Consider the following 16,557-nt stretch of genomic DNA (forward strand, 5'->3'; position numbering starts at 1 on the left):
TAGCTGAGAGTTTTGTAGTTACTCCTACTTTTTTAAGCTTGTAGTTGGCAACCTATGACGCATAGAAACTGAGCACAATAATATTCTACATTCAAGTAATCATCTTCTTAGAAGAAATTATAAAAGTTAAGAAAAAAACTATTAATTCTAAAAATTATGATGATTCAAGTTTTTCGCGTTTGCGTACAGAATAAATTCATGTTTGTTACGATGTTTAGTAATCTTAAATACAATTTAATTTGGTAGATTATGCATTTGCTAACTAACCTATACTTCTACGGAACTACATTTGACAACAATACCTAAGATAGCAACTAATAGTGAATATAAGGATTAGCTATACACTTAAAATTTACTAAACAACGCTAATTTAGTACTACTTATTCTCTAATCCTAGTGAAGTTATCACCTTTGACGTGTCATAAAAACTCATGACCATCAAATGTTAAGCGCTTGACCAAGATCTGTTCAAGCTGTGTCAGTTCCTGCTGATACTTTTCAATACCTAATATAGACAATATATCTTCGAGTTCAAGCGCCTGAGTGATAATAGGCGCTAGTCCTTTTAAGTCATTATTTTCCTCAATTCTTGATAACGCACCAGGACAAAAAATCAAAAAGTGAGCTTGGTCAATGCTAATTTCACCAAGGCGTAAAAGTCGAATAATTCCTATCAAAAAAGTACTAACTATCATGTCATTTGAATTCATAGTATATCTCCTAAACCATCGCCCGTACCCTTGCCATAATCCCGCGCCCAATCACCAATCTTACATAAATCACGGCAATCGCAAGCAGTAAGCCGATCAATGCCGCACCGCCAATACCCAAGCTCATCCACGGCACACTAAAGCGAAGACTAAACCATTGCGTAATGGCCGCCCATGCGCCAACGTTTGCGATAATGACCGCAAATACAGCTGCACTGATACCCAGCACACTCAGCTCTAAGATATTGAGCAAATATAAGTCGCGCTTTTGCATACCAAGCAATCGGAACGATGCACTTTCTTTCATGCGATCTTGTGAGGTCGATAGCAACGAGCTAATCAACACCATCACGCCCGTCAGTAGAGCGAGTAGGGTAAAGACATAGACCAAGCGGCTCATTTGTACCACCAGCTCTTGGATTTGCTGCGCGATGGCCGTGCCATTGATGGTCGTGACAGCTGGGAACTCGCGTACCAGCTTGCCTTGTATGTCTGGAATATCATCGGCTGGGACATGCGCAGTGGCAAACTGAATCTGCGGTGCTGCTGCCAATACGGATGGTTCAAATAAGAAGTAGAAAAAAGGACTTGGGCCTTGCTCAAAACGCGAGCGAATACTGGTGATCTGCCCAACGATTTCGATACCTTGAATATTAAAACGTACCTGATCACCCATACCGACATTGAGCAGGTCAGCTGCCGTGTCCAAAACGGACATAGGTACGACGGCTTGATCAGGATTTTGCTCGTTCTGTGTATCTACAGGTGCATACAGCTGATCGTCTTCTACAGCATCAACGATGTATTCGGTATCCATGACCGTATCGGCGTAGCTTAAATTAAAGACACGCGTGGGATCATCAAAGCCATCGGCAGGCTCGATATCCTGTACGGGCACATCATTGGCAGTGACCACGCGTGAGCGGATGACCGGATAGTAGCTCACAGGCGCACCGATCAATCTATCGATCTCGTCATGTTGGTCGCTTTGAATATCAAGCAAAAACAAATTGGGCGCATCTTCAGGATACGCATTGATAAACTGCGCATTGATACTGTGATTGAGCGTGGTAATCAGGGTCAAAACCGCGACCGATAGCGATAAGGTCACAAAAAACAGTGCGGATTGATTGCCTTTACGCGCAAGGTTATGAATCGCAATACGCTGCATCCAGCCAATATTAGAGCGTTTGGCGAGCTTGGCAAGTAGACATAACCAACCGCGAGCCAATGCCCAAAATACCGCCACAAATGCAATTAACCCTATTAGCAGCTGCGCGCCCAACAACCATGAACCGACTTCATAGGCAAAAAACGCATACAGCCCAGCCAGCATGACTCCGTACCACAGTAAGGGCATGCGTCGATACCACGGCAAGTTTTGTGAAGGCGAGCCAGTGCCTTGATTGAGCAAGGTAGCAGGTTTGGTCGTATTCAGGGTACTCAAGCCACGTTGAGCAATTAGTAAAGTCAGCACCAAGGCAATGACGGTGGTCTTAATCGCACTGATGGGATTAATGGCAAGGCCCACGTCTGGCGGCAAGATAGCCACAAGATACGGCTGACCCACTTTAAGCAGGCCAAAACTAAGAGCGACCGCAGCGATACAAGCAATGATAGAGGTGACGACCAGTAACTGATAGTAGCTGCGTTTGACTGAGCTAAGCGTCTCACCCAACGCCAAACGAATCGCATTATTGGATTGCTGCTTGGTCACAAACGCTGTAATGACGCCATACATTGCAACTGCTGATAACAACAGCACGGCAATGACGAGCAGTTTTAAAAACATCAGCACATTATCAGAGATACGTGAGACCGAGGTATCCGCCGAATCAGCATCAGACAGCTCAATATCAGGATAATTGCTCAGTATTTGCGTGAAGCTATCACGCTGCTGGGCGATCAATTCAGGCGCGCCTGCCAGCTCAATGCGATAATTGACGCGGCTACGCTGCCCCAATAGATTGGTAGCGGCTAGCGCATCTTGTTTCATTAAGACACGACCACCAAAGCCAAAGGCAGTCAATGGGCGGTCAGGCTCTTTGGTCAGCACATCACTAATGGTAAATTGCGCATCACCAATAGTGACTGTATCACCGATACGAGCATTTAGGCTACTGAGCACTTCAGGGGCGACCACGACGCTATCCGAGGTCAATTGCTGCCACAAATCATTTCCTGAGGCCAGCTCTACCTTGCCATAAAGCGGATAATTGGGCGACACCGCTTTGACGCGGGCAAGTAACGTCTGCTTATCGGTCACGACCATCGCACTAAATTGATAATCAAACACCTTTTGGGTGTCAGCGATGGTATCTACCTGCGTCAACACCTCACTTGGCCAGTCTTGCTGACTGTTCAATACCAAATCACCACCAACGAGCGCGCGCTGATTGTCATTGACATAGCTGTCAACCGACTGCTGGATGGAGTCGAGAGTCAGGTAAGTGGCAAGCGATAGAGTGAGCGTCAATGAAAACAGCACGGGATAGACCCAGCGTTGCCACCAGCTACGACTTAAGGCTTTTGAGCCCAAATGACGCGCAAATATTCGGCTGATGAGAGACTCAGAGTGGTTAGTAGTCAGAGTGCTGTTCAAGGACAACTTATCAGTTGAGGTTTTGGTCATTAAGATACAATCCGTCCATCATGCATGGTGATGACGCGATCTGCCATTTCTGCCAGTGCTGGGTCATGCGTCACAACCACCAGTGCCGAGCCAACCTGTTGGCGTAAGTTCAATAGCAGCTGCATGACTTGATTGGCATTTTGCTCATCTAAGTTGCCTGTTGGTTCATCTGCAAACACAATCTTAGGATGCGATACCAGCGCCCGTGCAACTGCCGTACGCTGCTGCTCACCGCCTGATAACTGATTGGGCAGGCTGTCACGTCTGTGTCCCAAGTCCACTGCCTCAATCAGCTCGTCCACGCGCGCTTGATTTGGACGTCTTGCGATATCTAACGGAAAAGCGATATTTTCTGCCACCGTCAATGTTGGCAATAGATGGAACGATTGAAACACAAAGCCCATGTCGCGTTGACGAATGACCGCGAGCGCATCTTCATCAAGATCGCTTAACATCTGATCTGCCAATGCTACTGAGCCACTATCGGGATAATCTAGCGCGGCAAGTAACCCTAGCAGCGTTGACTTGCCAGAGCCAGATTTGCCCATGATGACCACGAACTCGCCGGCATTGATATAGATGTCGACTTCTTTGATAATGGACAGTGTTTGCTCGCCTACTTGTACCGTCTTGGTAAGTTTTGAGGCATTGAGCAAGATGTTTGAATGAGAAGCGCTAGCTGCATTGGATAATGTCATTACAGGGCCTCTGTTGGCATAAGTTTGGGTGCTGGCTCAGGGTCATCGGCGACCGTAGTGGCAGCCACATCGTCAGATTTAAATGTCTCAAGCTTGGGCGCTAAGATAGGCAAAATATTGTCATCAACAATGATGGTATAACCTTCTTTGGTTGGGTGAATGGCATCAGCTTGGTTCAGCGCAGGGTCACCGCCCACACCTTCTAAGAAAAAAGGAATCAGCGTGACATTCATATCTTTAGCGACGCGAGGATAAATGGCGGCAAACGATTTGACATAATCAGAGCCAAGGTTGTCATAAATCTGCATACCGCCCAAAATCACTTCACTACCGTTGTCTTGCAGACGCTTCACAGCAGTACGAATGTTAGCCTCAACCGTCGCCACGTCAATACCGCGAATCGCATCGTTGGCACCAATGGTCAAAATTGTGACATCTGGCTTGGTCTGTAATACCCAATCTAAGCGATTGACCAAACCCGTACTGGTTTCCCCGCTCAGACCTGAGTTAATCACTTTGGCATTTTTATAGCCTTGTTCATGCAGGCGCGCTTCCAACTGCGCAGGGTAGTTGTCGTCATTAGCAACGCCAAGCCCTTCGGTCAAAGAGTCACCAAGCGCTAATATCGTTAATGGCGCTTGGTGCTGCTCGATTGATTGGGCTGTTTGCTGGGTTTGAGGCATTGCCTCAGACGTTTGCGTACTGGCAGTCTGATTGGTGGTGTTTTGACTGTCATCCGTCATGTCAGTTTCGGGTTCTTGTTGACAACCACTCATGACCATAGCGAGGGTCAAAATAGCCACGGCGTGTAAGTAACGAGTAAAACGAGAGGATACATTCATAGTAATGGTTCTGTCCTATAGTCAATAAAACCAGTGTAGCAAAATAAGACAGCCACCAATATTATCCTAAGGTTACTTTATCTCCTTTAAAGCATTACATTTTTTCGCCATCAACCATTATAGGACGACTGACCATCCAAGCAATGACAACGTTGACCACCATTAATATCAGCATAATAAAAAGCGGTACATCCCAATTGCCCGTGGCTTCATGTAGCCAGCCGGTTCCTAATGGACCAAAAAACGCAATCAAGTAACCGACCGATTGTGCCATACCCGACAGCTCGCTAGATTGATTGGTCGTATAAGTGCGCAAAGAAAACAAAATCATGCTCAAGGTAAAAATCGCTGAGCAACCAATGCCCATCAGACCTGACCACAACCAAGCCAGATCAGTCGATAAATAACTGACGCCCAGCACGCCTATCACGTTTAACACTGCCGCGAGCACGGCCAATGCTTGAATAGGGCGCCCGCGATTAATCAACCACGTCAAACTCAAAATCGATATCGGTGCCATAAACTGAAACACCGAATTCATTTGTCCTGCTTGAACCGCAGGCAAGCCCTTACTCAACCAAATGGATGGCAAAAAACTGGCAACGGTATAAAACAATAACGACTGCAAACCCATAAAGACGGCGATCTGCCACGCAAAAGGCGTGCGCCACATCGAAATATCTGAATGTCCAGCCGTCGGTATATCCGCTGCCTGATGACTGGATGAACCAAGACGTAAACGCAAAAATATCCAAATAACGATGGCAAAGATGCCGAGCAGCGACCAACCTCCTAATGCCCATTGCCAGCCCACTTGCTTAGACAATGGCAATACCACGCCTGCTACTACGCCTGCGGTCACCGTCATGACAAGACTGAATAGACCTGTGATTAGGGGAATGTGTTTGGGTGTACGTTGCTTGATAACCGGCGCCGCTAATGTATTGGCAAACCCAATCGCGAGCGTTAGCATCAAAGTACCAACCAAAAATCCAATCCAAGTGGGAAATATCGTTCGGATGATCATACCGACGGTTAACAGCCCAATCATCACAATGAGCGTATTCTCAAGCCCGAATCGTTTGCCAATAGAGGGCGAGATTAGGGCACCGATGGCAAAAGTGAGCATCGGTACAGCGCCCAGCCAGCCAATTTGTGTCTCAGAAATATCGAGTGCCGCTTGGACGACTGGCGCAATAGAGCCAAGCGCAACGATAGGCGCACGCATATTGGTGGCCAATAAAATCATGGCACACAATACTAGCCAAAAAGTAAAGCGCTTCGATGGCGTGAGTGATGGCTTAAATGCGGAGGTAGGAGATAAGTGAGAGTTGGGTGGCAAACCAGAGGTAGACATAGCAATACGCCTATTATGAGTATAAAAAAAAGACACGTCATTACACAGCGTCGAAAAATCGCCGCTTGCAAACAACACTAAAGAAAACACACCAAGACGGTGACCGACATCGCAAACTAGAACAAGAAGTTACTAGTACAACATAAGATAGATAAGCTTACTACTTTAGATGGTGAGACAAGGTAGCATCATGTACGAGTAGGGATTCTCGTCGATAATGGCTTTGAGAAGTCACCTATAAATATCTAATGGCACAAAGAAAAATAGCGCCAGCCCTTTTAAAGGACTAGACGCTATTATAAGAACAAATGTAAAGTAAAAGCTACCAGCGTACCAGAATAAATCAAAGGTTTATACGGATTTTCCTAGTTGAGCGGCTTTTAAGGCATGCTCTTGTTGTTCAGCAATAAGAGAATCACATTTATTGGGATCATTACCACAAAATGAGCAATTTTCATCCCCCATAAGTTTAGCAACGCCCCCGCAAGACCCTCTCAGAGGCTTCTTTTTAACCATATAACCAATGCCCATAAAGACAAAGAATAAAATAAACACCGAAAAGGTGATGGCAAGCATGGGAAGCAATTGACTAAGCATAGAGGAAACCTCAATTTTTAAAGATAGGGCAGTCGTTTTTTATGTTAACTACTTAATAGTATAGCAAATTTTGTGCGATTCGTTGTTGCTAATCGTGTACTCAACGTGAGTCACCAAAAGTTAGGGCTTTTTATCAGCACGTAAGGCCTGCATGGCAGGGGTTTGCACGACTTGCCAATCGTCAACACTGTCATGTGTCCCATCCATTTCGACGCCATCAGCCAATACCACAAACATCGCGGCCAAATTTTTATCTTTAGCAAGCGCTAATGCTTTTTCATAAGGCATGGCCGTTAGAGCTGTTGCCCAAGCGTCTGCCAGTGCCACTGACTTTGCAGCAACCGTTACTGAAGGTGCGCCGCCAGCAATTGGCTCGCCAGTCGTAGGATCAATGGTATGGGTATAGCGTCTTCCATCAAAGATGACAGAGTTACGATAGTTGCCCGAAGTTGCCAAATGCATCTGGTTGTCGGTATTGATTGGCTGGCGAATAGCGGATATCGTCTGGCGCTCGCTCACAGTGCTGTCTTTGATAGGGGCGTCTATCGCGATTTGCCATGGCTGTTTTTGGTTATTGACACCAGAGGTCGCAATTTCACCACCAATTTCGACCATATAATTGCGAATCTGGTAGTTATCTTTGAGTACATCAGCAATCACATCGACACCATAACCTTTAGCGACAGCTGAGAAGTCAAGACCGATACCACCTTTGACTTTATGGATCTTTTTATCCTGTTGTATAACGCCTTCAAAATCGACTAAAGCTTTCGCTTGAGCAATCTCTAAAGCCGTTGGTGGACTTTGCAGGCGCTCAACCGTCATGGTGCTACCAAATCCCCAAGTGTCTACCAATGGCATGACCGTAGGATCAAATGCACCGCCCGATTGCTTATATACGATGCGAGATACATCGAGCACACGATCAAAATCTGTGTCAATAGTGATGGGGGTGTCTTTGGCTGCACGGTTAAATGTAGAGATGGTTGAGTCTGCTTGATAAGTAGACATGCTGTCGTTGATTTCCTGCAAACGCTTATCTATGTCTGCTTGTATGGCAGCTTCATCCGCATCATCAGGAAGCTCATAACTGATGTGATAGCTGGTACCCATCGTCTCACCGCTCAGATAGTTATATTCTGGCGATTGCTGGCAAGCACTGAGACTCAAGGCAATGGTAAGACCGATGACACTATACAAAGTAGCGCGCGTCGTTTTGGTAGAAGATAAAGCATGCATGGATGAAGCGAAGAATGTAGTTTTCATAAGTTCGTTGCTATAGCGGAAAGTGAATGTGGCTTTGGATAATAAGCGATACCTATTTTACACCCCGTACCGCCCATAAAGCCAATATCAATAAAATTAAGCAAACAATATAGTATGAAAGACATCATTCATGGGATGTTTATCATTTTACCTTTGATTCACGGATAAGCTTATACAGCCTAGGCGGTGATACTCGATTTACCTTGGTGGCCAGCTTTTCTTTCGCCCCTGCGATGATAATGTATTCTTCCCCTTTTGTGAGTGCTTTGACAGCTTGTTTGGCGAATGCCGCCGCTGTTAATCCTTTACTGGTCGCCTCATCCATCGTACCTTGCCGGCTTCCATCACCTGTCAGGGCGTTAATGGACACATTGGTTTGAATAAATCCAGGAAATATCGTTGCGACCTCTATTCCTTGATCATGCAATTCGGCACGTAAGCTGTTGGCCCACATATGAATGGCAGCTTTGGCAGCACCGTACGCACTGCGATATTGAGTTCCTAATAGCCCTGCGACGCTAGAGATCATGACTATTTTGCCACCACCCTGTGCCATCATGTCTGGTAATACCAATCTGGTTAGACGTGTTTGCGCAAAGTAATCTATCTCCATAATTTGTCGTTCCACCTCTTCTGCAGTGTCCACGATAAGAGAGCGTTGACTCACGCCAGCATTATTGATTAGCCAATCAATGCTACCCGTGTGAGCCTTAGCCATGTTGTAGGCTTCTTTTGCTTGTTCAGCATCACTAAGATCAAAAGGCACGACCAGATGCTTTTTAGTATGTTTGCAGCGTTGTTTTACCGCTGCTAACTTATCATGATCGCGTCCACTCAATATCATGGTTGCACCGCGTTTAGCAAATGCTATGGCTAAGGCTTCACCGATACCGCTAGAAGCACCTGTTATCCATATGGTCAGTTCTTTATATTTGGTTGTCATAAGTGTCCCTTCTTATTGGTTAAGTCATCAATCATATAGGATAGACAACGCAACCTACCATTTTAATTTGTAGTACTAACGGCTAAGCGTATTTCTTATAATCGATTTATTTTAAAAACTGTAAGATGCTACTGGTATAAAGTGTTTATAGCCTCTGTCACGCTTGCGATCAGTAAGCAAAAACAATTTGTACCAGTATTACGTAGCTATCTATGTAACGATTTTATTTTGAACGGGTTATCCAAACAAAAAAAGAGCCTCAATTGAGACTCTTTTCTATAGACATTCTTAAACAAGCTTTTTTGCTTAATCAGACAATCTAACCACCGAAGTCATCAAGCATGATGTTTTCATCTTCAACACCCAAACTGTGTAACATGTCGATTACCGCCGCATTCATCATTGGTGGCCCACACATGTAAAATTCACAGTCTTCAGGGTTTGGATGGTCTTTCAGGTAGTTTTCAAGTAAGACATTATGAATAAAGCCTGTTGGACCTTCCCAGTTATCTTCTGGTAATGGATCAGACAAGGCCACATGCCACTCAAAATTATCAAACTCTTCCGCCAATTGATCGTAATCTTCAACGTAGAACATCTCACGGATAGAGCGTGCACCGTACCAAAAGCTAATCTTACGATCGGTGTTTAAGCGTTTCAACTGATCAAAAATGTGAGAACGCATTGGTGCCATACCAGCACCACCACCGACAAAGATCATCTCAGCTTCCGTTTTCTTGGCAAAGAACTCACCATACGGACCTGAAACCGTAACTTTGTCGCCAGGTACTAAGCTAAACACCCAAGAAGACATTTTGCCTGGTGGAATGTTGTCAGGGCCGCGTGGCGGTGGACTTGCGATACGAATGTTGAACTTGATTAAGCCTTTTTCTTCTGGGTAGTTGGCCATTGAATAAGCGCGAATCACTGGCTCATCAACTTTTGACACATATTTGAAAATGCCAAATTTTTCCCAATCTTCTCGGTACTCTTCATCTACCACAAAGTCTTTATAGTGAACTTCGTGCGGTGGCGCTTCTAACTGCACATAACCACCAGCTCGGAAGTTAACTTCTTCGCCTTCTGGAATTTTAAGTACCAATTCTTTAATAAAGGTTGCCACGTTATCGTTAGAGATAACCTCACATTCCCATTTTTGTACATCAAAAAACTCAGGGTCAATCTCGATTTTCATGTCTTGTTTGACAGCTACCTGACAAGCCAAGCGCATGTGATCACGGATTTCGCCTTGAGTAAAATAGCCTTCTTCGGTGGGCAATATAGAACCGCCACCCTCAATAACACGGCAGCGACACTGTGCACAGGTACCACCACCACCACATGCTGAAGATAAAAAGATACCTTCGCTTGCAAGTGTTTGCAGTAGCTTACCACCTGCTGGTGTCACTACATCATTATCGGGATTATCATTGATATGAATGGTAACGTCACCTGAACTGACCAATCTTGAACGAGCTGCCAAAATAATGGCAACAAGGCCCATGATGATCAAGGTAAACATAGCCACGCCACCAATCGCCGTAGCATAATCCATGATATGTATCCTTAATCTATGGGGTAGGGGTGCGGGGGCATGGATGTTATGCTGTACCCGAACGCCTACCGAATAAATGAATTAAATAGGTCAAATAGCTAAATAAGGTCTTGAAGATAGCGTATCAACTGATAAGAAAGTCATGCTTTTATGAGTCAATAACGCTAGACCAAACGGTTTAAATGGACATACCACCGAACGACATAAAGCCGAGCGACATAAGACCAACCGTAATAAAGGTAATACCAAGACCACGTAGCGGTGCTGGGATGTCCGAGTACTTTAGCTTCTCGCGAATACCGGCCAACGCAGTAATAGCAAGTGCCCAACCAAAACCTGCACCCACACCATAAACCATGGATTCACCAAAGTTATAATCACGCTCAACCATAAACAGAACCCCACCTAAGATGGCGCAGTTTACAGTGATAAGAGGCAAAAACACCCCAAGCGCGTTATAAAGACTTGGTACAAACTTATCCAAAAACATCTCAAGGATCTGTACCGTCGCAGCAATAAGACCAATATAACTGAGCAACCCTAAGAAGCTTAAGTCAATATCAGGGAAACCTGCCCATGCCAGCGCACCATTTTTTAGGATGAACTGAAAAAGTAAGTTATTTAGCGGAACGGTAATCGCCATAACGACAACCACGGCAACCCCAAGACCAATGGCTGTTGATACTTTCTTTGACACTGCCAAGAAAGTACACATACCTAAGAAATAGGCCAGCGCCATGTTCTCAATAAAGACTGAGGTTATAAATAAACTAACATAATGTCCCATTAGTGACCGCCTCCATGTGCCATGCCTTTAGACTGCGGCTTCATTACAAATTCAGCTTCTTCGACCTGTTCTGGTTTCCAGATACGAACAATGGCAATAAACAAACCAATAATAAAGAACGCTGATGGTGGCAATAATAATAGACCGTTTGGCAAATACCAACCGCCGTCAGTGACTGGTTGTAGAATGGTAATACCAAACCAAGTACCTGCGCCTAATATCTCACGGACAGTTGCAACAAACAGCAGTACCGCAGAGTAACCAAGACCGTTACCGATACCATCTAAAAAGCTAGGTACAGGTGGATTGCTCATTGCAAACGCTTCTGCACGGCCCATAACGATACAGTTGGTAATGATCAAACCAACGAAGACAGATAAGCCTTTACTCACATCATAAGCGACCGCTTTTAGTACCTGATCGACCAAAATAACCAACGAGGCAATAATGGTCATCTGTACGATGATACGAATGCTCGAAGGGATTTGTTTACGAATGATCGAGATAAAGAAGCTCGAAAATGCTGTTACTAATGTCAACGCCACACACATAACCATGGCATTGGCCATGCTCGTGGTGACCGCCAATGCCGAACAGATACCTAGGATCTGTAACGCAATCGGGTTGTTATCAAAAATAGGTGAGGTTAAAATAGTTTTCGTGTCAGCCATGTTATGCCTCCTTGCCGTTTGCTACTGGCTGCAATGCTGCCAGTTCGGTATTAGGTTGAGCTGGACTGGTCTTTGATTGCGTTGACTGATTCGCCTGCGTATCAGCATCTTCAACTGTTTGACCACTTTCTTTACGTAGCATATCTAGATACGGCTTGTAGCCTTGATCACCTAACCAAAACTGAATCATATTACTGACACCGCGGCTAGTAAGCGTCGCGCCACTGATACCATCTACCCAGTTTTCTTTCGGCGCACCTGCTTTGGTTACACCAGTAGCAACATCACCGTTTTCGTCATAGGACTGGATACCCGTCCACTTTGCACGCCATTCTGGCTCTTCGATACGTGCGCCAAGACCTGGGGTTTCTTTATGCTCATAAAAACTGATACCTTTGATGGTATTCATATCGCTTTCAAGGGTTAAGAAACCGTAGATAGTACCCCATAGTCCATACCCTTGAATCGGCAGTACAACCACTTCAGGTTTGCCCGCGTCATCTTTTTTGACATAGACTTTGGCATATTTGGGCTTACGACCAATACCAGCAGGATCGTTGTCACCCAAGTCTTCACTCAATGCTTGGTTTTTGGTTGCTTGACTTGCATCATAAGCGTTACGATCAGGGATGCCAGCGTCTGCTAAGGCACTATCATCAAGATAAGTACCTTTATTTAAATCAATAATTTCGACATCAAAGTCTTTGAAGCGCTCAGCAACATCTTCTGCGGTATCAGATTCAGCGTTATACATATCCGCTGCTACCAAGATGTTTTTGTTACGGTCTAAGCGAGCATTTTCGACTTGTGCTGGTTTGAGACCAACAGCAACTGCTGATACCAGTACTGAACACACCAAGCATAGCGTCAATGCCACACTGATGGTTTTCGCATTGTTACTTTTGGGCTTGGACATAGCGAACCCTCCGAGCTGTTTGGCGTTTGATGTTTGCTTGGGTCACAAAATAATCAAACAATGGAGCAAATAAGTTGGCAAAAAGAATGGCTAGCATGATGCCTTCTGGAAAAGCAGGGTTAATCACACGGATCAATACGGTCATAAAACCAATCAAGATACCATATGCCCAGCGACCTTTATTGGTGTGCGCAGCTGATACAGGATCGGTCGCCATAAAGACAGCACCGAATGCAAAACCACCGATAACCAAATGCCAATAAAATGGCAGGTTCATCATCATATTGTCTTCAGAGCCAATCATATTGAATACAAGAGACGTGGCAACAAGACCGACCACACACCCTGCCATGATGCGCCATGAAGCGATGCGCGTCCATAGTAGAACAGCGGCACCCATCAAAATTGCAAGTGTTGATACTTCACCGATACTGCCTTGCATGTTGCCTAAGAATGCATCGCCCCATGTGATGGCATTGCCATACACATCAACAAAATCTTGAGGAACCACACCAAGGGCAGCCAGACCAAGAGGCGTCGCCCCTGAGAAACCATCTACTGCCGTCCATACTGAGTCACCAGACATATAGGCTGGATAAGCAAAGTACAAGAAGGCACGACCTGATAGGGCAGGGTTAAGGAAGTTTTTACCTGTACCACCAAATACTTCTTTGGCCACTACCACACCGAAGATAATACCTAGGGCAACTTGCCATAATGGAATATCTGGTGGTAGACATAAGGCAAATAAGACAGAGGTCACAAAGAAACCTTCGTTGACTTCATGTCCTCGCACCACGGCAAAGATAATCTCACAAAGAATACCGACCGCAAAGGTGACGATATAAATCGGTAAGAACTGCATAGCACCATAAACGAAGCTCGCCCAGATACTCTCTGGATTATAGCCTACCATGCTAGTGATGACAGTGCGCCAGCCTTCAGGCTGCAAGCCAAGCTGATCGATCGCAGTTAGCGCTTGATGACCGATGTTGTACATACCCCAAAACATCGCTGGGAACGTACAAAGCCATACGGTAATCATAATACGCTTAAGGTCTATACCGTCACGTACGTGTGAAGATGCGTAAGTCGTTGAGCTTGGTTGACGCAAGAACGTATCAAACATCTCAAAAATGGCATAGTATTTTTCGTGTTTGCCACCTTTGGTGAAAGACGGCTCCATACGATCGAACATATTGTGTAAAAATTTCATCGTGGTTAGCCCTCCAGCTCAATGCGCGTTAAGTTATCACGCAAAATATCACCGAATTCATATTTGCCAGGAGATACAAAGGTGCATAATGCTAAATCTTCTTCGTCCAATTCGAGTACGCCTAAATCAACAGCACTGATGATGTCTTCGACAATCAATGCTCGTAGTAACTGTGTTGGCAGATAGTCTTGTGGCATCACTTCTTCATAAACCCCGATAGGCACCATGGCTCTTGGTGAGCCGTTGCTTGTCGTGGTGAAGTTGTACTTTTTGCCACCAAAGAACTGAGAGATATAGATAGGCAATTTAGAGAAACGGTTTGCACCCGCACTAAAGAAGTGGAACGCAGGGCGCTCGCGACCTTCAGGCAACACACTGACTTGGTCATGGAAGCGACCAAGATAAGCGATATTGTCAAACACTTTGCGACCAGACAAGACAGAACCTGAAATAATACGATTCTCGCCAGCTGCTAATTGACCTTTTGTAAGGGCAGTAATGTCAGCACCGCGCTCAGTAGCCACTAGATGTGGGTTGGTGACTGCCGGACCCGCCAAGCTAATCATACGACGCGTATACAAACGCCCTGTAGTAAATAGCTTACCAATAGCGATCACATCTTGATAGCCAATCGTCCATACGCTAACACCGCGCATGATTGGATGCAAAAAGTGAATGTGTGTACCAGCCAATCCTGCTGGATGTTTACCAGCAAAGCCATGATACTCAGTGACATTATTGGCAGCCGTTTTTGCAACTGGCGTCAACGGTGTATTGCCGTGATGACAAACAAAAGTCTTGGGGCTAAGGGTTGATAGTACAGCAAGACCGTCATTGAACGCTTGTAACTGTTCATTAATCAGCATCATCGGATCAAGAGCCAATGGATTGGTATCCATGGCCGTGACAAAGATAGCGTGTGGACGGGCACCGATTTCTGGAGCACGACTGTAAGGACGCGTGCGAAACGCCGTCCATTCGCCAGAGGCAAGTAGCTGGGTTTCAACGACTTCAGAATCTAGGTCAGCAAGTTGCTGGGAGTCATAGCGCTCAAATTCTACTTCTTCACCGTTTGGGTCAACCGCAATCACAAGACTTTCAAACACACGACGTTCACCGCGTTTGACCGCGATAACCTTACCAGCAGCAGGGGCAGTGTAGATCACGCCAACGCGTTTTTTGTCTTCAAAAACGGGCTGGCCTTTGGCTACAATGTCACCTTCTTTGACATTCATCGTGGGTTTCATACCCACATAGTCATAGCCAATAACCGCTACATGTGTAGGTTGGTGCTCAGATATCTCGCGGGAGGGTTCACCAGTGATGGGCAAATCCAAACCTTTTTTGATGGTAATCATAAGCGAAAACTTAGTCCATAGTCTAAAACGATACCAGACGTCCTGTTTGGTATATCGGTAGCATGAACATTTGCGTCATTAAATAAAGCCCACAAATCTCTACTCCTATAGTAGGATAGCGATAACGGGTTTTTTAAAACAATGCACGATCAAAACTACTAGTAAGAGTATTAACGCTGACCTCAGACTCCTTAACAACACGTTAATGTCTTATTCGAATTACCAAAGTGGCGACTGGCTACCAAGGTGTATGCTAAAACCATTCCATCAAAATTAATCGCTAAAGCAGTGAGCTAAAAGTGACTATTTTCAAAACAAACAGCCTTATCACACGTTTCATTGAAAATTAAAGCTTGTAACGCCAGTATGATTGACTTTCCTTATCAGTTTGAGGTCTTACAAAACAACGCTCAATAGAAAAAATAGTCAAATAATAATCTATGAAAATAGATAGCAAACTGGTTAAAAGACAAACCAGCTGAGCAACCGATAAGTGAGTCTCACTTATTACAATCAGTTGTCATAGCGCTAGTAATGACTGTTAGTAATAGTTAACTAATGATAGAGACATCGTAGAAGGTATCTAATTAGATTTTGGTAGTGCAGAGTAGACGGTTTAACGTCCACCAGTTGAAATTTCTAATATAACCCTTCTTAGCAAGGTATTAGCCAACATCGTACAGATGCGGTAAATTCCTGCCTGATTCTTCCTGACTGCTATGCAACCTTAAGCCAAGAATGACTCAGTTAAAAGCATAGCGTATGGTTACTATCACATAGAAACAAATAAAAATTTACCTAGGATTATACGCTAAATTGACCTAAAATTGCCAGTCAGTAATTGAATTTACCTCATGTTTACAGTAAATAGATATATCAAAACTTGTGGTTATGAGTATTTATTTCCCACAATCAGTCATATCCTCTTTAAGCACGATTTGTTTTGTTATCTGTCTTGGCGACTATATGGTCTAAATGAGCGTCTTAGAGGATATCTGTCTATTACTGT

At 44.8% G+C, this 16,557-nt stretch carries 14 protein-coding genes; all 14 read right to left on the minus strand.

What is annotated here, in order from left to right; genetic code table 11:
• Positions 1 to 419 precede the first annotated feature (419 nt).
• The 14 genes from CIK80_RS07585 to CIK80_RS07650 all read right to left on the minus strand — a co-directional run bounded on the left by CIK80_RS07585 (position 420) and on the right by CIK80_RS07650 (position 15,548).
• Entirely contained in the window at positions 420 to 710 is a 291-nt protein-coding gene (locus tag CIK80_RS07585; RefSeq protein WP_095569459.1) for a DUF3969 family protein, read from the minus strand.
• A 10-nt stretch (positions 711 to 720) separates the two neighbouring features.
• The gene (locus CIK80_RS07590; RefSeq protein ID WP_095569460.1) at positions 721 to 3,342 is read right to left on the minus strand and encodes an FtsX-like permease family protein; all 2,622 of its coding nucleotides are present in this window, start codon (positions 3,340 to 3,342) and stop codon (positions 721 to 723) included.
• Entirely contained in the window at positions 3,342 to 4,040 is a 699-nt protein-coding gene (locus tag CIK80_RS07595) for an ABC transporter ATP-binding protein (protein ID WP_095569461.1), read from the minus strand. The genes CIK80_RS07590 and CIK80_RS07595 overlap by 1 nt, the downstream gene beginning before the upstream one ends.
• Entirely contained in the window at positions 4,040 to 4,882 is an 843-nt protein-coding gene (locus CIK80_RS07600; RefSeq protein WP_095569462.1) for an arylesterase, read from the minus strand. The genes CIK80_RS07595 and CIK80_RS07600 overlap by 1 nt, the downstream gene beginning before the upstream one ends.
• Positions 4,883 to 4,976: 94 nt before the next feature.
• Positions 4,977 to 6,239, minus strand: a complete 1,263-nt coding sequence (locus CIK80_RS07605; RefSeq protein WP_095569463.1) for an MFS transporter — start codon at positions 6,237 to 6,239, stop codon at positions 4,977 to 4,979.
• A 351-nt stretch (positions 6,240 to 6,590) separates the two neighbouring features.
• Positions 6,591 to 6,836: a (Na+)-NQR maturation NqrM gene (gene nqrM, locus CIK80_RS07610; RefSeq protein ID WP_062845731.1), complete on the minus strand. Its 246-nt coding sequence runs from the start codon at positions 6,834 to 6,836 to the stop codon at positions 6,591 to 6,593.
• A gap of 120 nt (positions 6,837 to 6,956) precedes the next feature.
• The gene (locus CIK80_RS07615; RefSeq protein ID WP_257011715.1) at positions 6,957 to 8,075 is read right to left on the minus strand and encodes an FAD:protein FMN transferase; all 1,119 of its coding nucleotides are present in this window, start codon (positions 8,073 to 8,075) and stop codon (positions 6,957 to 6,959) included.
• A 169-nt stretch (positions 8,076 to 8,244) separates the two neighbouring features.
• A complete protein-coding gene (locus CIK80_RS07620) occupies positions 8,245 to 9,045 on the minus strand; it encodes an SDR family NAD(P)-dependent oxidoreductase (protein WP_095569465.1) in 801 nt (266 codons plus the stop codon).
• A 319-nt stretch (positions 9,046 to 9,364) separates the two neighbouring features.
• The gene (gene nqrF / locus CIK80_RS07625; RefSeq protein WP_062845729.1) at positions 9,365 to 10,600 is read right to left on the minus strand and encodes an NADH:ubiquinone reductase (Na(+)-transporting) subunit F; all 1,236 of its coding nucleotides are present in this window, start codon (positions 10,598 to 10,600) and stop codon (positions 9,365 to 9,367) included.
• A 178-nt stretch (positions 10,601 to 10,778) separates the two neighbouring features.
• Complete coding sequence (gene nqrE / locus CIK80_RS07630) at positions 10,779 to 11,387, minus strand: NADH:ubiquinone reductase (Na(+)-transporting) subunit E (RefSeq protein WP_025652986.1); 609 nt, start codon at positions 11,385 to 11,387, stop codon at positions 10,779 to 10,781.
• Positions 11,387 to 12,058, minus strand: coding sequence for an NADH:ubiquinone reductase (Na(+)-transporting) subunit D (locus tag CIK80_RS07635; protein WP_062845728.1), 672 nt, complete (start codon positions 12,056 to 12,058; stop codon positions 11,387 to 11,389). Before CIK80_RS07635 ends, nqrE begins: the two co-directional genes overlap by 1 nt.
• Before the next feature lies 1 nt (position 12,059).
• A complete protein-coding gene (locus CIK80_RS07640; RefSeq protein ID WP_095569466.1) occupies positions 12,060 to 12,974 on the minus strand; it encodes a Na(+)-translocating NADH-quinone reductase subunit C in 915 nt (304 codons plus the stop codon).
• Positions 12,955 to 14,190, minus strand: a complete 1,236-nt coding sequence (locus tag CIK80_RS07645) for an NADH:ubiquinone reductase (Na(+)-transporting) subunit B (protein WP_062845726.1) — start codon at positions 14,188 to 14,190, stop codon at positions 12,955 to 12,957. Before CIK80_RS07645 ends, CIK80_RS07640 begins: the two co-directional genes overlap by 20 nt.
• 5 nt (positions 14,191 to 14,195) lie before the next feature.
• Positions 14,196 to 15,548 (minus strand): Na(+)-translocating NADH-quinone reductase subunit A, encoded by a 1,353-nt coding sequence (locus tag CIK80_RS07650; protein WP_095569467.1) that lies wholly within the window; start codon positions 15,546 to 15,548, stop codon positions 14,196 to 14,198.
• Positions 15,549 to 16,557 lie beyond the last annotated feature (1,009 nt).

The sequence above is a fragment of the Psychrobacter sp. JB193 genome, from assembly GCF_002285555.1.
GTDB classification, from domain to species: domain Bacteria; phylum Pseudomonadota; class Gammaproteobacteria; order Pseudomonadales; family Moraxellaceae; genus Psychrobacter; species Psychrobacter alimentarius.

Bases quoted from the DNA above. Each gene is read 5' to 3' on its own strand.
- CIK80_RS07620 (WP_095569465.1), bottom strand. From the start codon at position 9,045: ATGACAACCAAATATAAAGAACTGACCATATGGATAACAGGTGCTTCT.
- CIK80_RS07585 (WP_095569459.1), bottom strand. From the start codon at position 710: ATGAATTCAAATGACATGATAGTTAGTACTTTTTTGATAGGAATTATT.
- CIK80_RS07600 (WP_095569462.1), bottom strand. From the start codon at position 4,882: ATGAATGTATCCTCTCGTTTTACTCGTTACTTACACGCCGTGGCTATT.
- CIK80_RS07605 (WP_095569463.1), bottom strand. From the start codon at position 6,239: ATGTCTACCTCTGGTTTGCCACCCAACTCTCACTTATCTCCTACCTCC.
- CIK80_RS07615 (WP_257011715.1), bottom strand. From the start codon at position 8,075: ATGCATGCTTTATCTTCTACCAAAACGACGCGCGCTACTTTGTATAGT.
- nqrF (WP_062845729.1), bottom strand. From the start codon at position 10,600: ATGGATTATGCTACGGCGATTGGTGGCGTGGCTATGTTTACCTTGATC.
- CIK80_RS07645 (WP_062845726.1), bottom strand. From the start codon at position 14,190: ATGAAATTTTTACACAATATGTTCGATCGTATGGAGCCGTCTTTCACC.
- CIK80_RS07595 (WP_095569461.1), bottom strand. From the start codon at position 4,040: ATGACATTATCCAATGCAGCTAGCGCTTCTCATTCAAACATCTTGCTC.
- CIK80_RS07650 (WP_095569467.1), bottom strand. From the start codon at position 15,548: ATGATTACCATCAAAAAAGGTTTGGATTTGCCCATCACTGGTGAACCC.
- CIK80_RS07635 (WP_062845728.1), bottom strand. From the start codon at position 12,058: ATGGCTGACACGAAAACTATTTTAACCTCACCTATTTTTGATAACAAC.
- nqrM (WP_062845731.1), bottom strand. From the start codon at position 6,836: ATGCTTAGTCAATTGCTTCCCATGCTTGCCATCACCTTTTCGGTGTTT.
- nqrE (WP_025652986.1), bottom strand. From the start codon at position 11,387: ATGGGACATTATGTTAGTTTATTTATAACCTCAGTCTTTATTGAGAAC.
- CIK80_RS07640 (WP_095569466.1), bottom strand. From the start codon at position 12,974: ATGTCCAAGCCCAAAAGTAACAATGCGAAAACCATCAGTGTGGCATTG.
- CIK80_RS07590 (WP_095569460.1), bottom strand. From the start codon at position 3,342: ATGACCAAAACCTCAACTGATAAGTTGTCCTTGAACAGCACTCTGACT.